An 18,954-nucleotide genomic window follows, 5' to 3' on the forward strand; every position below is an offset into this window, starting at 1 on the left:
GAGAGGAGAACGAAAGATGGATGTCAGGGAATTACTGGAGCAGGTAAAGTCCGGCGGTGTTAACATAGAAGAAGCAGAGAAGCAGCTTAAGAACCTGCCTTATGAGGATTTGGGATATGCCAAGCTGGACCATCACAGGAAGCTGCGATCCGGTTTTGGGGAAACTGTATTCTGCCAGGGAAAGCCGGATGCGTATTTGCTGGAAATATATAAGAAATTTTATGAGAGGGACGGGGAGGTTCTGGGAACCAGGGCTTCTGAGAAGCAGGCTGAGCTGGTGAGAACAGCGGTGCCGGAGGTGGTGTATGATCCCATATCCCGGATACTTAAGGTGGAGAAGCCGGGAAAGGAGCGCAAGGGGTATGTGGCAGTGTGCACAGGAGGCACGGCGGATATACCGGTGGCAGAGGAAGCAGCCCAGACAGCTGAATATTTCGGATGCAGGGTAGACCGTATATTTGATGTGGGAGTTGCCGGAATCCACAGGCTCCTGGCCCAGAGGGAGCGTCTGGACAAGGCCAGCTGCATTGTGGCAGTGGCCGGAATGGAAGGAGCGCTGGGCACGGTGATAGCAGGCCTGGTGGAATGCCCTGTAGTGGCAGTCCCCACCTCCGTGGGATACGGAGCCAGCTTCCACGGGCTGTCGGCCCTTCTTACAATGCTTAATTCCTGTGCCAACGGGATATCGGTGGTTAATATTGACAATGGATACGGCGCCGGCTACCTGGCGACCCAAATAAACAGAATGGCGGTGAGATAAAATGGGGAAGATTTTATATCTGGAATGTAATTCGGGCATCAGCGGGGATATGACGGTAGGAGCCCTGCTTGATCTGGGAGCGGACAGGCAGGTGCTGGAGAATGCGCTGGAGAGCCTGGGAGTGGATGGATACCATCTGCATTTTGGACGGAAGGTTGTGAGCGGTCTGGATGCATTTGATTTTGATGTGCATTTGGAGGAGCATGAGCATGGTCATGAGGAAGGCCACGGTCATGAGGAAGGCCACTGGCATGAGGAAGGTCACCGGCATGAAGATGGTCACGGCCATGAGCATGAGCACGGTCATGAGGCTGGTCACCGGCATGAGGCTGGTCACGGTCATGAGGTTGGTCACGGTCATGAGCATGAGCACAGTCATGAGGCTGATCACGGTCATGAGCATGAGCACAGTCATGAGGCTGGTCACGGTCATCCGCATCCCCACATTCACAGGAACCTCCACGACATTTATCATATCATAGACCGTCTGGATTCCAATGAGAGGGTGAAGGAAATGGCCCGGACCATGTTCCGCATTGTGGCAGAGGCGGAATCCAAGGCCCATGGGCTTCCTGTTGAACAGGTTCATTTCCACGAAGTGGGGGCCATTGATTCTATAGTGGACATTATCAGTGCGGCAGTCTGTATCGACAATCTGGGTGTGGATGATGTGGTGGTTTCTGCATTGTCTGAAGGTCACGGCCATGTCCACTGCCAGCACGGCGTACTGCCGGTTCCTGTTCCGGCTACTGCTAATATTGCTTCCTCCTATGGACTTAAGCTGCATTTTACAGACAATGACGGGGAAATGGTTACACCTACCGGGGCAGCAATTGCCGCCGCTCTGCGGACAAAGGACCGGCTGCCTTCTTCCTGCCGTCTGCTTAAGGTCGGAATGGGTGCGGGGAACAAGGTGTTTAAACAGGCGAATGTGCTTCGGGCCATGCTGCTGGAGACTTCACAGGAAGAGGACCGTACCATGTGGGTATTGGAGACGAACCTGGATGACTGTACAGGGGAAATGCTGGGCCTTGCCATGGAGATGCTCCTTGATGCCGGGGCCGCGGATGTGTGGTATACCCCTATTCACATGAAGAAAAACCGTCCCGCCTACATGCTGTCTGTGCTTTGCCGTGAATCATCCATAGAGGCCATGGAGGAAATCATTCTTACCCAGACCACTACCATTGGAATCCGCCGTTATCCGACGGAGAGGACCATTCTTGATCGGAGTGAAATCCAGGTGGAAACCAGTTACGGGCCGGCGGATGTGAAGGTGTGTGCTTACAAGGGCAGAACGTTTTTTTATCCGGAATATGAAAGCATCCGGCGGATTTGTAGGGAACAGGGTGTGGATTTTCAGACCGCATATCATCAGGCACGTATGAAGGCAGAGGAAAGCCGGCAGGATTAAATGTATGGATAATGTCAGATTAGGAGATTCGTATGAATACGGTAAATAACAGTTTCAGTGATGAAATGTCATCTCCGGACCAGATGAAAAAGTGTCTGGAGGCCAGGATGGAGCAGCTGGCCAAAGAGGATATATGCCTTGCATTTTCCGGCGGAGTTGATTCAAGCCTGCTTTTAAAGACAGCAGCAGACGCAGCCGCCCATACGGGAAGAAAGGTGTACGCCGTTACGTTTGACAGCCGCCTGCATCCTTCCTGCGACCTGGAGATTGCCAGGCGCGTGGCAGGGGAGCTGGGAGGAATCCATGAGGTTATTACCGTGGATGAGCTGGAGCAGGAGTCAATAAAAAACAACCCGGTAAACCGCTGTTATCTGTGTAAGCGCCATCTGTTCTCCAGACTGGCAGAGCTGGCAGAGGCCAGGGGAATCAGGTATATCCTGGACGGTACAAATGAGGACGATATGCATGTATACCGCCCCGGAATCCGGGCGCTTAAGGAGCTGGGAATCATTAGTCCCCTGGCAGAGCTGCACATAACCAAGGCTCAGGTAAAGGCCCTGGCGTCAGAGTACGGAATATCGGTGGCATCCCGTCCGTCCACTCCCTGCATGGCTACCCGCCTGCCCTACGGCGCTGCTCTGGACTATGAGGTGCTGAGAAGAATTGGGGAGGGAGAAGCCTATGTCAGGACTATGGTTCCCGGCAATGTACGTCTCAGGCTTCACGGAGATATCGTGCGCCTGGAACTGGATCCGGAAGCCTTTGAGGTATTTATGAAAGGCCGGAAAGAAATCGTCAGCCGTTTGAAGAAAATGGGGTTTGTGTATATAACCCTGGATGCAGAAGGGTTCCGTTCCGGGAGCATGGATGCAGGGCTGAACGGACCGGAAGTCCAATAAAAAAACAGAGTTCCAATAAAAACCGAATATACAAATGAAGGACAAAACATTATCAATAATTGGAGTATGTTTCTGCTGAGAGTGTACAAAGAGTATGAAACCATATTTGTCCTGTCTGCTTCGCCTGTATTATCTATATATAGATAATACAGGCGTTTTCCATTTTATCCCATAACATTTCTATTATCCAAAAACGAATATTTTCCTTTGTTTCTTAACGAAATTGAACTTTACTACCATAAAAAACCGTGTTAGAATTAAAATCGTGAGTTTGTAAATTTTACGTAAAGATAAAGTAAATAATTAAGAGAGTAGGTAAAAAAGAATTATGGACATGTCGTTTTCCTTTTTCCTGCGGCAGCTGGTGACAAATCCGGCATTGTTGATTACAGTCCTTCTGACTCTTGGGGTCATCTGTGTCAATGGTATCACGGATGCGCCAAATGCCATTGCCACCTGCGTGTCAACCAGATCGCTGGATGTGAATCTGGCCATTGTTATGGCGGCAGTATGCAACTGCGCAGGGGTGGTTGTGATGACCATGGTGAATTCCACGGTTGCCATGACCATTACCAATATGGTCAATTTCGGGGAAGATACTTCAATTGCTCTGGTTGCCCTGTGTGCCGCGCTTTTTTCCATTGTGGTCTGGTCGTCCTTTGCTGTTTCCATTGGATGTCCCACCAGTGAGAGCCATGCGCTCATAGCTGGCCTTACCGGCGCTGCCGTGGCTATCCGCGGAGGATTTTCGGCCATTAACTCGGCAGAGTGGATGAAGGTGGTCTATGGTCTGATTTTTTCCGTTGTGTTGGGATTTTTAAGCGGTTATCTTTCATGCAAGCTGGTGGCCTGGACTTGCCGGGATATGGACCGCCGGAAAACCACCGGATTTTTCCGGTATGCCCAGATTGGCGGAGCTGCCGCCATGGCATTTATGCACGGTGCACAGGACGGACAGAAATTCATGGGAGTCATGCTGTTAGGTATCTGTATGGTCAACGGGTCCAGCAATACCCAGGGAGTACAGTTCCCTCTGTGGATGCTTTTGCTGGGATCCGCAGCCATGGCCCTGGGAACGTCCATCGGAGGAAAGAAAATCATCAAATCCGTGGGCATGGATATGGTACGGCTGGAGAAATACCAGGGCTTTTCTGCGGATATGGCGGGAGCTGCCTGTCTACTTGGATTTTCCATTTTCGGTATTCCCGTCAGTACCACACATACAAAGACCACAGCCATTATGGGTGTGGGAGCGGTGAAACGTCTGTCAGCCATTAACTTCAGCGTGGTTAAGGACATGGTGATGACCTGGGTCATGACATTCCCCGGCTGCGGCATCATCGGATTCCTGATAGCGAAGCTGTTTATGATGTTGTTCCACGGATAAGTAAAGGAGAAGATAAGATGTCTAAGAAAAGTGATAGTTACTATTTTCAGAATTTCATAGAGTGCGTTGAGTGCGGATGCCAGGCAGCCAAAATGCTGGAGGATAATTTAAACCATTTTGATACAGGACTTTTACAGGACAAGCTGGACGAGCTGCACCGGATTGAACATGACGCGGACAAGAAAAAGCATGAGATGATGGCTGTGCTGGTCAAGGCGTTTATCACCCCCATTGAGCGGGAGGATATTATTCTTTTGAGCCAGAGTATCGACGAGGTGACGGACAAGATTGAGGATGTACTGATTCGTATTTACATAAACAATGTTCAGCAAATCCGTCCCGAGGCCCTTGCCTTCATAAAGGTCATCATCCGCTGCTGCGAGGCGCTTAAGGAGGTTATGGAGGAGTTTGCGGACTTCAGGAAATCCAAGACACTTCACGGCCTGATCATCGAGATTAACGCTCTGGAGGAGGAAGGCGACCGGCTGTTCATTGAGTCCATGCGCAGGCTTCACGCCGAGGTGACCGATCCCATTGAAATCATTGCCTGGAGGGAGATTTACGTATACTTAGAGAAATGCTGCGATGCCTGCGAGCATGTGGCAGATGTGGTGGAAAGCGTTATCATGAAGAATACCTGATGTCCGGTGCTGTCTGAACAGCCCTGGAGTGTATATATAAGAATAAAGGCAGAATGTGAGAAGGCACCGTTCCCGGATTGCGGGGAGCGGTGCCTTTTTATGGGTTGGTTTTTGCGGTGTGGTTTTCTGGTTAATAGATGCTGCCTCCTATATGCACCAGCTGTTCAAGAAGGTTCTGCATCTTGGGGACAGCGGGATGGTTTTCCAGTCCGTATTCACCGAATACCTTGTCCAGGCGTGGGAAGGCCAGCCATGTGCTTCCGGCTTCATCCTCCCATACACTGATGCGCAGGGGCAGTTCCAAGGATACGCTCTGATCTTCTTCCATGAGTCCGGTGCCTACCTGGGGAGAGCCGAATACCAGTACTGTGGTGGGACGGAGGAAAAGCCCTGCACCGGCAGCGTTCTGTCCATGGTCAAATTTGGCAAATACAGGGATACCGCGGTCTTTTAAGGCTGATTCCAGGCGTGATACTGTTTCTGCCGCAGGGAACTGGCCTTCCAGAAGATAGAGACGGTTGTCATCGTACCCGGTGGACAGAAGGTCGCCGTATGCGCCGGCTATCCTGCGCCCCAGATTGGTGAAGTCCACCCCTTCCTTGTTGCACATGAGGGTGACGCAGACCAGCTCGGAGGCGTCTGTGAAGCGGCTCAGGAAGGAAGAATAGCCATGGACGGATCCCTTTATATCCATAAGTCCCCGGTGATGGTAAAACTGCTAGCCGGATGCGGCAGGTACTGTCCTCCCGTCGGGAAGATTCCAGGGAGCATATATAAGGGCGCGGTTTTCCGGCTGATGAATCAGGACAGAGCCGGCCAGGCCGATGTCCCAGAAGGAAATATCCTGGGCAGAGGCCCAAATATCGGAAAAGCCCCGGAGCGCCGTAGTTTCTGCCGCCGTGATGGGAGTACCGCTGCTGTCATAGGATACGGCTGGCTCCGTGGGATTGATATAGAGTCTGTCCATTTTGAATAACTGGTGGATATCAGCGGTGCGGGATATGTCTTCGTGATGGAACTGGCCTAAATCCTCCTTGAAGCCCGTGTGCCCAAGGCCCAGGAACTCAATCTGCCTTTTGGTTACAAAATCGTGGTAACTTAGGCCGCTGACCCGTTCGACGATTTCGGTCAGCAGCAGGAAATTGGTAGCGCTCTGCTCCACATCTGTACCAGGAACAAAGTGCAGGGGATTCCTGGCAGCCAATTGGAGCAGGGCATCAAATGTCCACGGTGTGTCCGGGCTGAATTCAGCCGCCCGGCGGTAATCCGGCAGTCCCGATGCATGGCGCAGAAGCTGAAGAACGGTGATGTCATTCCATGTATCAGGAAGTTCCGGTATATGTACGGAAGCCCGGCGGTTTACATCCAGTCCGCCGTCCTCATGAAGCTGCATAACGGCCACTGCCGCAAAGGCCTGGGAGATAGGGCCGGCGGGCCACATGGTGTTGGGGGAAGCCAGGCGCCGCCGCTGGCTGTCCGAATAGCCGTATCCGGCTACCCTTGGTATGTAGGGGGCTTGTACAATGGCTAAGGTAAGTCCGTCAATTTTTTCCTGTTCCATAAAGCTCCAAATCATCTGATCAACGGTATGTCCCAGATAGGAGATATCCGGGTTTCCTCTCATCTTCATGGTTGTGTGTTCGCGGGTGTTCATAGGTAAGCTCCTTTCTCGATGCTGTTAACAGACAGGTAATAACTGTAATTCTAAAAGATACATTTTATACTGTAACTATAATACTTACAGATTAATTTGTCAAGGTATTTCCTGGAAGTATTTAATCTTTACAGTTTAATTACAGTTTGAACACACAGTTGCATAAAAATAAAGAATGAATTATAATGTAACAAGTGCAGGATGAATAATATCTGTCTGTGACAGGGCAGCCAGGGGAGAATGAAAGGAGATTCAGAATGAAGAAACGTTTGGCGGTTACATTGGCAGCAGTGGCTCTGAGTGTGGTTATGTCGGTTCCGGCCTATGCAGGTACATGGAAATACGTAAATGATCAGTGGAAGTATCAGAGAGGCGCCAATAAGTTTGCCTACAAGGAATGGATTGAGGATAACGGCAACTGGTACTATATGGATAACAACGGTGTCATGACCACAGGCTGGCAGCAGATTGACGGCCAGTGGTATTACATGGACCAGGCAGGGGTCATGCAGAAGGGCTGGTTTAAGGATAACGACAAATGGTACTTCCTGCTTCCAAACGGAGCCATGGCCACGAACACAGTGATTGACGGACGCCAGATTGGTGCGGACGGCGTATGGATTGCAGCGGAGGGAGAGGTGGAACCGGCCAATATTACAGACCTGTCCACGCCATATCTGGTGCAGAACCTGTTGGACGGCCTTTCCACCAAGGGATACAATATCATTACATCGGGCAAAACATCCACCGGCGAGCGCTGGAATAATGCCATCCGTCTGAAAGGAAAGGGAAGCTATGTAAAATATGCTGCCAACGGACAGTACAGGCTTTTATCCGGCGTCATAGCCCCATCATCCCAGTTCAGCAGCGGAATCATGGCGAAGGTAACTGTATACGGTGACAATGATACTGTACTCTATACATCACAGGATATCCATTACAATGAAAAGCTGATGCATTTTGGCGTGGATGTGACAGGACAGAATGAGATCCGCGTGGAGGTTTCTCTGGTTACGGATAATGAGTGGGATGATCCCATTATACTGATAGACGGTCTGTCGCTGTACAAGTAGGCAGGATGAGGACGCCTGGAAACGGAAAACCCAACAGAATGATAAGATAAGAAAACAGGCTGGGGACCGCACCCTTTGGTGCGGAGACCCGGCCTGTTATTTTTTTGTCATCTTTTGTCAGCAGCCCACGGTCTGCGTATAGTCTCTTGTAAACTGATTTCCCGGAAGATGCGCCCTATAGGCGGTTATACGGCAGAGGCGGCGGTTATATAATGCCGGCCATGGTGCGTGCTGCTTTCAGCGCTGCCTTTCTCTGGGGCTGGCTGCTGGAGGCATTGGCGTCACGCAGCACAAGATACATTTCATCCGCTGCTTCTTCCAGCCTGGAAGCCATCTCACAGAGAAGGCTGTCGTCCAGCCCTTTTTCCGCCAGGGAACAGATGTACTCCTGCAGCCTTTCCTTTACAGGATTCCAGAGGGCGGTGTTGCGGGGATAGTCCTCTTCCAGCTCATAGGAGAGCCGTTCTAATTTCCACCAAAGGGAATCATCGCTGTACCGGGCGCTGCCCTGGGACACCTTCTGAGGAATGGCGGTTTCCATGGTAAAAGGCAGGAAAACCGAGATACAGGGATTGGACATACAGCTCCACCAGACAGGCGTTTTATCCTTTGACAGTTCCACCACGGAACCGGCAGCGGTTTTGCTGGAGGATTCATCCATATTGTGCATGCAGACAGATGCCAGGATTCCGTCTGCGGGACTCCAGCGGGGCTCAATGATTTCGCCTTCAAAATGGTCCTTCAGTATAGTTCCCATGTAGTCCGGCGTCAGGATGCCTTTTTTCCTGTCCAGAAGCTGGTTAAGCCTTTTATAGCGGGGATAGGCTGCGCGCAGTTTGAGGTTTACGGCGCCGTAAGCCCTGGCAAAGTCAAAGGTCTGTCCTCTGTCCGCGTAACCCATCTCATAGGCATGTTCCTGGATGTCTCCGGAGTCCTCATCCCAGTGTTCTCCCGTGCTGTAGCAGTTGGATATGCCCTCCGCATTTTTAACCCGTCTGGCAACCCAGCGTCTGTTAACCGTGTCCAGAATCCAGGCTTCACAGGTATCGGCAATCAGGAACGAATTGTGGTAGCGGAAATCCATGGTCACAGAGGTGTTGCCGCCCTGTCCGTAGGTTTTAAGAAGGTCTGTGATCACGTGGAGGGCCTCATATGCGGTTTTGGACCGTTCCAGTCCCAGGCGTACCAGGTCCATGCCCAGAAGGCCGTTTTCGCGTTCCTCCTCCTCACGTGACCACACGGCTTCATTTCCAATGGCTACGCCCCACTCGTTCATGCCGTGTTCAAATCCCCATATCCAGTAAGGCTTTGAGCCCAGAACCTTATAGGTGCGGCTCACCTGGGGAATGGATATGTAGGTGCATGATAACAGCTCCTGGTCCGGGTAGTCCTTAGCCTCAAACAGGCAAAGGGGCTGGGATTCCCCCAGGGGCCGGTCGCTGTTTTTGGCAAATATTACATTGCCGGACTTTGTACTGTTCCCAAGGGCGACCATGGTATCACATGACAATAATTCATTCATATTTTCTTGCCTCCATCTTTGCGGCTGTCCCTGGCCAGGACCGTAATCAGGGTGGATACCAGTATGCAGGCACAGCCAATCATTATTTTTAACGACAGTTTTTCTTTAAATAGTATGACGCCAAACACCACTCCGGTTGCAGGCTCCAGCATGTTGATGACGGATGCTTTCGCAGCTCCCAGAATCCGTACGCCGGTCATAAGGGTACAGAATGCAAAGACCGTGCACAGAAGGCTGACAGCCATCAGGCATCCCCACTGGTATAGGGAGCAGGGAGCCTGCAGTGTGCCTGTAAGAGTACAGCTCAGTCCGAAGAACAGACTGGCTGACAGACTGAACGCGAAGAGACAGAGCATAGGACTCAGACTGCCATAACAGGCCTTTTTGTTGGAGACCACGAAGGCGGAGTAGGTGACGGCGGACAGCAGGGCATATATAACGCCGCCCGGGGAGAAACCGCCTTTTAGATCCACCATCAGGCATATGCCTGCCAGGGCGGCAGCGCATCCCCACAGCCTGGCCGGAGCTGGCTTTTCACCATAAACAGCCAGCATGATAAGGGTTACGAACAGGGGGTAGGCGAAATGCAGCACGGTGGCCAGTCCAATGGGAATATACTGGTAGGAGATGGTCAGAAACTGCATGGTAAAACCGAAGCCCAGTATGCCGAAGAGCGCCAGCAAAACCGCCTGTGGAAGGGTCACGGCCCTAAATCCCCTAAAAGCAGCCAGAATCAGAGCCGAGAACAAACATGTGAGAAAAAAACGGTAAAACACCACACTCTCTGAGTTCATTCCCGACAAAAGCAATAGCTTGGATACCACCGGCATTACACCATATGCCAACGATGCCAGGATGACAGTTCCATATCCTTTGCGGATCTGCTTAGTCATTGGTTTCCAGGCGCCTCCTTACCTCCAGCTCGGCCACAATTTCATGCATCCTGCCTTCATCCAGTTTCCATAGCAGCATGAAGGCCGTCATGATGAGATAGATGGCAGCCGGTATCAGGCAGTATATATTGAGGATGCCCCGCAGTGCGGCGTCTGTCTGCTGCTGATTGGGAACATAGCCGGCCATGTCCAGCAGGATTCCTACAATGGTGCCGGAGAATGCCATTCCAATCTTCTGGCAGAAGGTGTAGAAACCATAGTTTACAGCCCTTACATTCTTGCCCGTGAGCCACATGCCGTAATCGGTGGTGTCTGCTATCATGGTAAAGAAGATGGCCAGGGTAGCGCTCATGACGAACATGCCAATCCAGCAGGTGACTGCCACCACAGCTGTGTTTAAAGGCATAAAATAACGGATGACGCTGGACAGGGCAAAGATAACGCCGCAGCCCATCAGGGCCTTTTCTTGCCCATGTACCTGGACACAGGAGTCACGCAGAGAGCCGCCACCGCGGAGATGGGGGCCGATATGCCCAGGATAATTCCCATCAGCTTGGCAGAGCCCAGGTAGTAATTGAAATAATAAGCCATGGACGAGGAGTAAATATAATATCCAAGTGTCCTGCAGAAGAAGGCCGCGCTGACCACCAGGAGCTGGCGGTTTTTGAGGATGGCCTTAAAATATTCTTTGCCCGAGGTGCGCTGTCTGGCAGTGGGGGCCTTGGCACGCTCCACGATACCGGCAACGCAGATTAAGGTGCAGACGGTCGCAATGACTGCGAATACCAGCGCGATATTGCCATAGGTGCTGTTGCTTTCCTGTGTGCCGCTTTTCAGGTAAGGCGTGGCGAGGGATATAATCAGGGACGGAACCGCCACAATGGCAAAGCGGATAGAATTGAGGAGAGTCCGTTCCTCTGTATTCTGCGTCATGGTAGACGCAAAGGCGTTAAAAGGAATCGCGTAGCACGTATACATCAAAGTCCAGAAGCAGAAAGCGGCCAGGGCGTATACAGACTGCATTTTCGTGCTCAGATGAAAATTCGTGAACATGATGACAAAGGCCACGGCCGTGGCAATAGAGCCGTATAGAATCCAGCGCTTATAGTGACCGTACCGGTCAGAGATGTAACCCACCGCAATGTCGTTGATGCCGTCAAAGACCCGGCTTCCCATGAAAATCAGGCCGGCCAGGGTGGCGGAGATACCCAGCACATCGGTGTAGAACACGATGGCAAACAGGGCGATGAACTGAAGATACACGTTGGCGGTGATGTCTCCGATACCGTAGCAGATCATTTCCCTCATGGTCAGTTTCTTGTTTTCCATTTTCAGTCCCCCTTATTTTATAAAATTTTGGGAATTGTGCAGGCTGCAGGATGCAGGTCCGCAGTTCCCCCTTCTGTACATGTACAGTAATATTAAAAGCAAATTATATGCCAGAATGAGGGACATCGGTAAAAGAACGCTTTTATGAGGGTTAAAGGGTGCTTTTGGGGCGGAATATGGATAAAACAGGAAAATCAGGAGGGACGTGTAAATAATTTTGGCGCAAATAAAATTGTCACTGCCAGGATATTATACGCTATAATCCATATTTCCTGATTTTGTGCTGGAGCGCCTGCCGGGTAATCTGGAGGGAGCGGGCGGTTGCCGTGATATTGTTGCTGTGGCAGCACAGGGCCGCTGCCAGGAAATTCTTCTCACAGGAATCCATGTAGGCTTTCAGGGGCTGGGGGTTGCAGGGAGAAACGGGGCCTGGGGCGGCCTGGCTGCCGGAAACAGCTTCCGGTTTGCAGGCAGTAAAAATTCCCTGTAATAGTGGGAGAGATGACCAAGCTGCAAAATCTCCATATCCTTTCGGGAGACAGAGAATGCGCTTTCCACCACATGCTGGAGCTCACGGACATTACCAGGCCAGGGGTATTCCAGAAAACGATCCATCAGTTCAGGATCTATCCTGTGGATATGACGGCCGTATTCCTTATTGAAATGCTTGAGAAAAAAGCTGCACAGCAGAGGAATGTCACTTTTTCGTTCCCGCAGGGGTGGTATATACAGAATACAGGAGGACAGGCGGTAATACAGGTCCCGGCGCAGCTTTCCGTTCTCTATACATGCCAGGGGGGCTTCGTTTAAGGCACAGAGAATACGGCACCGGATTTCCCGCTCCTTCATGTCTCCGATACGCCGCACGGTTTTATTTTCTATGACCTTTAAAAGCTTTGCCTGCAGGGAGATGTCCATGCTGTTGATTTCATCCAGGAACAGAGTGCCGTTCCGGGCCTGTTCAAAGAGTCCGGTGGTGTTGACGGCGCCTGTATAGGAGCCTTTTACCGTGCCGAAAAACATACTTTCCAGCAAGGTGGAAGGTATGGCGGCGCAGTTGACCGGGATAAAGGGGCCGTTCTGATAGGGGCTTGCGTTGTGAATGCTCTGGGCAAATAATTCCTTTCCGGTCCCTGTCTCGCCGTATATGAGCACGGTGGTCTGGTTCCGGGCTACGCACTTGGCGTCCGAGATTGCCTCCACAAACCGTATATCGCTGCCCACAATGCTCCGGAAGGTATAGCGGGTACCGTTGTGGGGAGTGTTTTCCCTGAAATAATCATAGAGCTCCAGGCTCTGTTCCATGGACTTCTGTATGACAGGCAGGTTCTTAATCAGGGAGAACACAGCCATGGTGCGGCCATGGATATTGACCGGATACATGCGTTCCACCACATTCATTATCTTGTGTGATGACTTTACAACATATTGGTTTAGGTGTTCGTTGGGAGCGATGCCTGTGTTTAGGACAGCGGCATGGCTGTTCTTCTTTTTTCCGTTTCCCACAGGGAGATAGAGCTCCTCCATGCGTTTGCCCAGGGACATCCGGGCATCCACGCCTTCAATGGCCTCTGCCGCGCGGTTGATGAATATGACCCTGTTCTCATGGTCTGATATCACAACTCCCTCCTCCACCTCGTTGAGCACGGATTCATATATTACAGGCAGCCTGTCATTACCCTGGGAAAACCCGGAGGCAGAGGCGGTCCGGGAAAATGTAAACATGCAGCAGGTGTATGGTCCGAGAGGAAATACCTGGTATCCCGGAAAGCGGCTTGCAGCCTTTTGGGCTGCTGCAGGTGATTCCGTCCCGGGAACCTGCTCCCGGAAAAATTTCAGACAGTCATCATTACAGTAAAGGACAGATGTGTCGTCACAGGCAAAAAAGCAAACTGGCATAGCGGGTTGACCTCCATTTGGACTGATACTGGTCCCATTATATCATAAATTTTGAATAAGATTAAGAGCAAAAAGGACTAAAATCAGTCCAGATATTCAGGGTGGAAGAATGGATATAATTAAAAACGATGAGAATACGAATATAGGAATGAATATCCGCAGAATCCGAAAGGAAAAAGGGATTGGACAGACAGAGCTGATTCAGAAGATTGACCTGGAAGAGTGGGACTTTGAGGTAAATCTTACCAGGGAGGCCCTGGTGAAAATAGAGCGGGGCATCCAGCATATCAAGGTATCCCAGCTAAAGGCCATCAAGGTCATACTGGAGACGACCTATGATGAGCTGTTAAAGTAGGCGGCGGTCAATGCCGGCAACCGTTTTGCAGTGGTGCTGTGCGGAATGGACGGCAGTGCATGGAATCATTACCGGGAGCATTTTCTGGAAGGACTGGAGCAGGCCATGGAGTCGGAGGGATACGGCAGGGAAGAAAACCATGCCTATCTGGAGCAGGCAGGGGGGATCCGGGTCACAAAGACCCATGGCAGGCGTTCTGTGACCGGGCTTAACCAGATGGACAACTGTCTGTGGAAAATCCCGGCCCTGGTAAAGAAGGGGCAGCTGTTCCAGCCGGTCCACTGTTATGAGGTGAACCGGGAACGCTGCCGGATGGCTGGATATGAGGGGTATCAGTATCCAGTGCAGTGCTTTAAGGCGGATATGGAGCGGATGGTGGCCGGGCGGCAGGATGAGCTGGCATCATTTCATGATACAATCCTGCAGCAGTCATAGGTCAGGGCCAGAACCGCGTCTCCGGCGTCTGAATCCATGAATATATGTACAGCTATCATGAGCGCCATATACATCCCCTTACAGTTCTCTGTGATGTCCAGACCGCCGCTGTTGCGGAATAGGACGTCGATGGTCCCGTTATCCCGCTCAATCTGCAGCAGGGAAGAGGTCATCTGGGCATATTCCTTGAAGATGGGGAGAAGGGTGTGGTCGAACCACGCATTGTACCGCTCGAATTGGGCCAGCTGCGCGGTTTCACGGATGTTTCGAACCGCCTCCCTGGCCATCTCCAGTTCCTTTTCCGACATGCAATCCAGTAATCCGTAGATATCTTTGGCATTGCCGGTGTCTGTAAAGTCATACTGTTCCATAGGGTTACCTCATTGAATTCTTTAAATGATGGACTGGTTTTGGTCCCATTATAACATAAAATCTCCATAATATGAAGGGTGAAATGGACTGAAATGGGTTCATGAAGTGAGTTTATGGAATGGAATTATGCGTACGGGGGAAGGGTAATGGATGTGATAAAAAATGATAAAGGAACCAATGTTGGCGCCAACATACGCAGAATCAGGCTGGAATCTGACATCGGCCAGACGGACCTGGTCCGTATCCTGCAGCTGATGGGGGCAGACATTACAAGAGAGGCTTTGGTGAAAATTGAAAAAGGGACGCAGCATATAAAGGTTTCTCAGCTGAAAGCCATTAAAGCAGCTTTGGGAACCTCTTATGAGGATTTGCTGGAATAAGAAGGAGGGCCGTACACCCAACCCAAGGTGTACGGCCCTCTTAGCGTGCGGGCAAAAGAACATCCACATGGCATCAACAGAAGATTAACAGGATATCCACAAAGTTATCCACATTATCCACCGAAAACACTAGATATTTCATGTAAATCGTCTGAAAATACCAGGTCTGGTGTTGTGTATAACTGAATTGAAGGAAGAATGATTGTGGATAAAATAGGAGGGAGGTCCTGCTCTTAAGCTTTATCCCCCACATTCTGCATCCGCCGGATGCTTTCTACCACTGCATCCATCACAACGCCGCGGAATTTTCCTTCTTCCAGGGTATGTACGCCGGCTATTGTGCCGCCTCCGGGGGAACATACCCGGTCTTTGAGAATACCGGGATGTGTATTTGTCTTTAGTACCATTTTACCGGCTCCAATGAGACACTGGGCTGCCAGGTTCAGTGCTACGTCACGGCTGAGTCCCATCTCCACACCGCCGTCAGCCAGGGCTTCAATAAAGAGATATGCAAATGCAGGACCGCACCCGCTGATTCCGGTCAAGGGGTCGATTAGTGATTCAGGCAATACATAGCTGCTTCCGATTACATTAAAAATTGAGGTTACCAACTCCTCTGTTTGGGAAGTGCAGCGGGCGCCCAGGGCAATACCCGCGGCACCTTCCATTACCAGCATAGGTGTATTAGGCATCACCCGTACCACTGCCGCGTTTTTGATATACTCTTCTAAAAAGGAGAGTTTTACCCCGCCCATGATTGAAATTACAGTCTGATCCGGCCGGAAGAGCATGCCTGCTTTAGAGAGTGTTTCTCTGGCATCCTGGGGGCGTACCGACAAAAACACAATATCTGCCCATGATACCAAATCTTCATAGGAATGGGCGGAAGGCATGAGGATGTTTGTGCGGTAACGGGTTTGCAGGTCTGTAAGCCGTGATTCATTTACATCATACAACAGGATATGCTCCGGTAAAATGGCTCCGGAACTGATAAGACCACTAAAAATTGCTTCGCACATCTGGCCTGCGCCAATATATGCGATACGTTTTTGGATAGCTTGGCTCATAATATTCCCTCCGATTTTGAAATTATACTATAATTTTATTTCATTTTATATTCAAGACAGTATAAAGTCAAGGAGAGAGCCTTTAAAAAACAATTCTTGTGAAAAGTATACAAAATATACAATAAAAAATTGATATAGTCATAGAATTTGTGATTATGTGGAAGAACTGTCTTGTAAATAACATGTATATATGATACTCTTATGGCATGAACAAAAGCCTGGATGAGGTTGCGAACAAGACCGAATTATACTTTTGTTAAATAAAATTTTAGTGGAGGTAAAAAATGAAAGAAGATTTAATCATTGATGGTTGCGCGTTTACCGAGACCGAATTTACGGGTGTCACCGAGGATGTACTGCATTCTAAAATGGACGCGTTTTTTCTGACCATTCCCGGGGAGGGAAATGGGTATGTTGCCAGCACCAGGAGTATTGGTAAGATATACAATATGCTGGACAACCCGAAATATGGCCTCATGATTGCAAAGTCTGTAGCCGATATCTATAAAGCAAAGGAAGATGGAAAAAAGGCTCTTATTTTAGCGTTCCAGAATCCTAACTCAATCGAGAATTCACTGGAGCAGCTCCGTGTTTTTTATGAATTGGGAGTGCGGGTGATCCAGATGACTTATAATGATGCTAACTTCATAGGCACGGGTTGCTGCGAGTCTCAGGACGGCGGACTGACTGACTTTGGCAAACGGGTCCTTAAGATGATGAACCGTCTGGGCATGCTGGCCGATCTGTCTCATGTGGGTAAAAAGACCACCATGGATATTATCCGGCTAAGTGAAAAGCCTGTTGCCGTTACCCATGCCGGTGTTTATAACATCACACCCAGCGTACGCACCAAAACCGATGAGGAAATGCTTGCTATCAAGGAAAACGGCGGTGTCATGGGGATTTCCCCCTGGGCTCCCCTGATTTGGAAAAAAGAGAAGGGCTGCCGTCCGGATGTGAAGGATTATGTAGACCATGTGGATTATGTGGTCAATCTTATTGGTATTGACCATGTGTCGTTCGGCGCTGACAATACCCTGGATGGTAATAAGGATGACAAGGGAACCGCAGACCAGGCTGTGCTTTATCCGGCAGTGGTAGGGGCGTATAACAGCTGTGTGGGCACCCGGTCGGATGAACGCCATGCCAAAGGGTTTGAAGGCTGCTGGCAGCTGGAAAATGTGATTGATGAAATGAAACGGCGTGGTTACTCAGAGGAAGATATTGCAAAACTGACCGGCAAAAATCTGCTGCGCGTACTGAGGGCGAATTGGAACTGATACATCACAACGAATATGTTCGATTAAGGAGCAATGTATATGCAAAAGAATAAAAATGTACACACCAATGGCGGAACTGCGGCCACTGCACGCAAGCCCATTAAAATACCGCATGTCTATGTTATTATCTGCGCTATCATTCTGTTTGTGGCAGTCTGTACCTGGTTTGTTCCGCCGGGGCAGTTTGATACCCAGACAGTGGAAGTGGAGGGAGTAAGCCGCACACTGGTTATTCCCGGCACCTTCCACACCCTTGAGGAAAAACATCCGGCCGGACTGGTGACCATTCTCAGTTCTCTCCACAGGGGCCTTGTCAGCGGTGCGGAAGTAACCATGCTGATATTCCTTGTTAACGGTGCTTTTAGCATGGTGCTTAAAACCGGCGCATTTAACGCATTTCTCGGTTCGCTGCTGCGGAGATTTTCGTCCAGGGCAAAGCTGGTAATCCCGGTTTTCTTCCTGACATTTGCTGTACTTTCTTCAACCTTTGGTATGTGGAATGAGTATAATGGATTGATTCCCGTGTTTATGGGGCTTGGTGTGGCGCTGGGCTATGATGCCCTGGCAGGATTTGCCATACTGGAGCTGGGCAAGGGAATTGGCTGGTCTGCCGCCACGCTCAATCCGTTTTCAGTACCCGTATCTCAGGGAATCGCAGGAGTTCCCATCTTTTCGGGAATGGGAATCCGTGTGGTATCCTTTGTGATTTTCAGCACACTGGGAATTGCTTATATTTTCTACTATGGACAGAAAGTAAGCAAAAATCCTTCCAAGAGTCTGATTCTTGGGGATAAGCTGGATATTAACTTTAACCGTGAGGAAATCATAAACACAAAGACCACGAAAAAGCAGATGTGGATTCTTCTGGAAATCCTCGTATCCCTGGTTGCCATTTTTTACGGCTCTCTGAAATTAGGATGGGGCAACGCGGAACTGGCTGGTATCTTTGTGCTGATGGGCGTATTTGCAGGCGCGGTCAGCGGATGGGGACCAAGCAAAATGGCTGAAGAATTTCTTGAAGGCGCGTCCTCGGTTGTGATGGGGGCTCTGGTTGTGGGCTTTGCAAAGGCAATCCTGGTTATCCTTCAGGGCGCCATGATTATTGATACAATCGTGTTTTACGCCTCCCAGGTGCTTCAGGGAATGCCGCCAATCATTGCAGCTCAGGGAATGCTGATTCTGCAGACACTGATTAACTTCTTTATTCCATCCTCCACCGGACAGGCTGCCACTGTGATTCCGATTCTGGCGCCTCTGGGAGATCTGCTGGGAGTCAGCCGGCAGGTAACCTGCCTTGCATTCCAGTTCGGCGACGGTTTCTCCAATATTCTGTGGCCCACATGTTCCCTTGCCATTTCCATCGGTATCAGCGGAATTCCAATGCACAAGTGGTGGAAGTTTTTCATGCCCCTGTTCGGCATCCTATATATTGCGCAGGCACTGATTTTGTCAGCAGCTGTTTTAATGGGAATATGATTGATAGCTCCGTTTTTCTATTCAAAAAGAAGAACGTGACTCCAGCGATAATCCTTTTTGCTAAAATTTGCAGTCAGATACTGTCGGAGTTTTCGGAAATATGGTAAGATAAGCTATG

General features: G+C 50.2%; 17 protein-coding genes and 2 pseudogenes. 11 read left to right on the top strand and 8 right to left on the bottom strand.

Features of this window, described 5'->3' with window-relative positions; genetic code table 11:
* Positions 1 to 16: 16 nt before the first annotated feature.
* The 5 genes from larB (at position 17) to LI015_RS22810 (ending at position 5,101) form a co-directional block, all read left to right on the top strand.
* Positions 17 to 760 carry a nickel pincer cofactor biosynthesis protein LarB gene (larB, locus tag LI015_RS22790; RefSeq protein WP_002566072.1) on the top strand — a complete coding sequence of 248 codons (744 nt, stop codon included), beginning with the start codon at positions 17 to 19 and terminating at the stop codon, positions 758 to 760.
* 1 nt (position 761) lies between these two features.
* Positions 762 to 2,174, top strand: a complete 1,413-nt coding sequence (larC, locus tag LI015_RS22795) for a nickel pincer cofactor biosynthesis protein LarC (RefSeq protein WP_227126435.1) — start codon at positions 762 to 764, stop codon at positions 2,172 to 2,174.
* 32 nt (positions 2,175 to 2,206) lie between these two features.
* Positions 2,207 to 3,073 carry an ATP-dependent sacrificial sulfur transferase LarE gene (gene larE / locus LI015_RS22800; RefSeq protein WP_002566070.1) on the top strand — a complete coding sequence of 289 codons (867 nt, stop codon included), beginning with the start codon at positions 2,207 to 2,209 and terminating at the stop codon, positions 3,071 to 3,073.
* 328 nt (positions 3,074 to 3,401) lie between these two features.
* Entirely contained in the window at positions 3,402 to 4,460 is a 1,059-nt protein-coding gene (locus LI015_RS22805) for an inorganic phosphate transporter (protein WP_002570667.1), read from the top strand.
* A 17-nt stretch (positions 4,461 to 4,477) separates the two neighbouring features.
* Positions 4,478 to 5,101, top strand: coding sequence for a DUF47 domain-containing protein (locus tag LI015_RS22810; protein ID WP_002565636.1), 624 nt, complete (start codon positions 4,478 to 4,480; stop codon positions 5,099 to 5,101).
* A gap of 130 nt (positions 5,102 to 5,231) precedes the next feature.
* Here LI015_RS22810 and LI015_RS29070 read toward each other — a convergent pair.
* Positions 5,232 to 6,755 (bottom strand): annotated as a pseudogene (locus LI015_RS29070) (serine hydrolase).
* 257 nt (positions 6,756 to 7,012) lie between these two features.
* Here LI015_RS29070 and LI015_RS22825 point away from each other — a divergent pair.
* Positions 7,013 to 7,828: an NPCBM/NEW2 domain-containing protein gene (locus LI015_RS22825; RefSeq protein WP_002565634.1), complete on the top strand. Its 816-nt coding sequence runs from the start codon at positions 7,013 to 7,015 to the stop codon at positions 7,826 to 7,828.
* Positions 7,829 to 8,033: 205 nt separating this feature from the next.
* Here the strand turns inward: LI015_RS22825 and LI015_RS22830 are convergent, their stop codons facing one another.
* The 5 genes and pseudogenes from LI015_RS22830 to LI015_RS22850 form a co-directional block, all read right to left on the bottom strand.
* A complete protein-coding gene (locus tag LI015_RS22830) occupies positions 8,034 to 9,350 on the bottom strand; it encodes a C69 family dipeptidase (RefSeq protein ID WP_227126438.1) in 1,317 nt (438 codons plus the stop codon).
* Positions 9,347 to 10,243, bottom strand: coding sequence for a DMT family transporter (locus tag LI015_RS22835; protein WP_117626820.1), 897 nt, complete (start codon positions 10,241 to 10,243; stop codon positions 9,347 to 9,349). The genes LI015_RS22830 and LI015_RS22835 overlap by 4 nt, the downstream gene beginning before the upstream one ends.
* Positions 10,236 to 11,572, bottom strand: a pseudogene (locus LI015_RS28295) (MFS transporter). Before LI015_RS28295 ends, LI015_RS22835 begins: the two are co-directional and overlap by 8 nt.
* 256 nt (positions 11,573 to 11,828) lie before the next feature.
* A complete protein-coding gene (locus LI015_RS28880) occupies positions 11,829 to 11,960 on the bottom strand; it encodes a helix-turn-helix domain-containing protein (RefSeq protein WP_227126439.1) in 132 nt (43 codons plus the stop codon).
* A gap of 8 nt (positions 11,961 to 11,968) precedes the next feature.
* Positions 11,969 to 13,471 carry a sigma-54 interaction domain-containing protein gene (locus LI015_RS22850; protein WP_227126440.1) on the bottom strand — a complete coding sequence of 501 codons (1,503 nt, stop codon included), beginning with the start codon at positions 13,469 to 13,471 and terminating at the stop codon, positions 11,969 to 11,971.
* A gap of 109 nt (positions 13,472 to 13,580) precedes the next feature.
* On the opposite strand from LI015_RS22850, the gene LI015_RS22855 reads away from it, so the two are divergent.
* Together LI015_RS22855 and LI015_RS22860 are read left to right on the top strand one after the other, a co-directional pair.
* The gene (locus LI015_RS22855; RefSeq protein ID WP_002565629.1) at positions 13,581 to 13,826 is read left to right on the top strand and encodes a helix-turn-helix domain-containing protein; all 246 of its coding nucleotides are present in this window, start codon (positions 13,581 to 13,583) and stop codon (positions 13,824 to 13,826) included.
* 45 nt (positions 13,827 to 13,871) lie between these two features.
* The gene (locus LI015_RS22860; RefSeq protein ID WP_227126441.1) at positions 13,872 to 14,261 is read left to right on the top strand and encodes a DUF6933 domain-containing protein; all 390 of its coding nucleotides are present in this window, start codon (positions 13,872 to 13,874) and stop codon (positions 14,259 to 14,261) included.
* On the opposite strand, the gene LI015_RS22865 is transcribed toward LI015_RS22860, so the two are convergent.
* Positions 14,234 to 14,632, bottom strand: coding sequence for a hypothetical protein (locus LI015_RS22865; protein WP_002565627.1), 399 nt, complete (start codon positions 14,630 to 14,632; stop codon positions 14,234 to 14,236). The genes LI015_RS22860 and LI015_RS22865 overlap by 28 nt on opposite strands.
* A gap of 147 nt (positions 14,633 to 14,779) precedes the next feature.
* Here LI015_RS22865 and LI015_RS22870 point away from each other — a divergent pair, with 147 nt between their 5' ends.
* On the top strand, positions 14,780 to 15,013 hold the full coding sequence (locus tag LI015_RS22870; protein WP_038281423.1) for a helix-turn-helix domain-containing protein: 234 nt from the start codon (positions 14,780 to 14,782) through the stop codon (positions 15,011 to 15,013).
* A 233-nt stretch (positions 15,014 to 15,246) separates the two neighbouring features.
* Here the strand turns inward: LI015_RS22870 and proC are convergent, their stop codons facing one another.
* Positions 15,247 to 16,080 (bottom strand): pyrroline-5-carboxylate reductase, encoded by an 834-nt coding sequence (gene proC, locus LI015_RS22875; protein ID WP_227126442.1) that lies wholly within the window; start codon positions 16,078 to 16,080, stop codon positions 15,247 to 15,249.
* Between the two features lie 284 nt (positions 16,081 to 16,364).
* On the opposite strand from proC, the gene LI015_RS22880 reads away from it, so the two are divergent.
* Together LI015_RS22880 and LI015_RS22885 are read left to right on the top strand one after the other, a co-directional pair.
* Entirely contained in the window at positions 16,365 to 17,360 is a 996-nt protein-coding gene (locus LI015_RS22880) for a dipeptidase (RefSeq protein ID WP_002565623.1), read from the top strand.
* Positions 17,361 to 17,399: 39 nt separating this feature from the next.
* Entirely contained in the window at positions 17,400 to 18,836 is a 1,437-nt protein-coding gene (locus LI015_RS22885; RefSeq protein WP_227126443.1) for a YfcC family protein, read from the top strand.
* The last annotated feature ends 118 nt before the right edge of the window (positions 18,837 to 18,954 follow it).

This window comes from Enterocloster sp. 210928-DFI.2.20, assembly GCF_020554465.1.
GTDB lineage: Bacteria > Bacillota > Clostridia > Lachnospirales > Lachnospiraceae > Enterocloster > Enterocloster bolteae.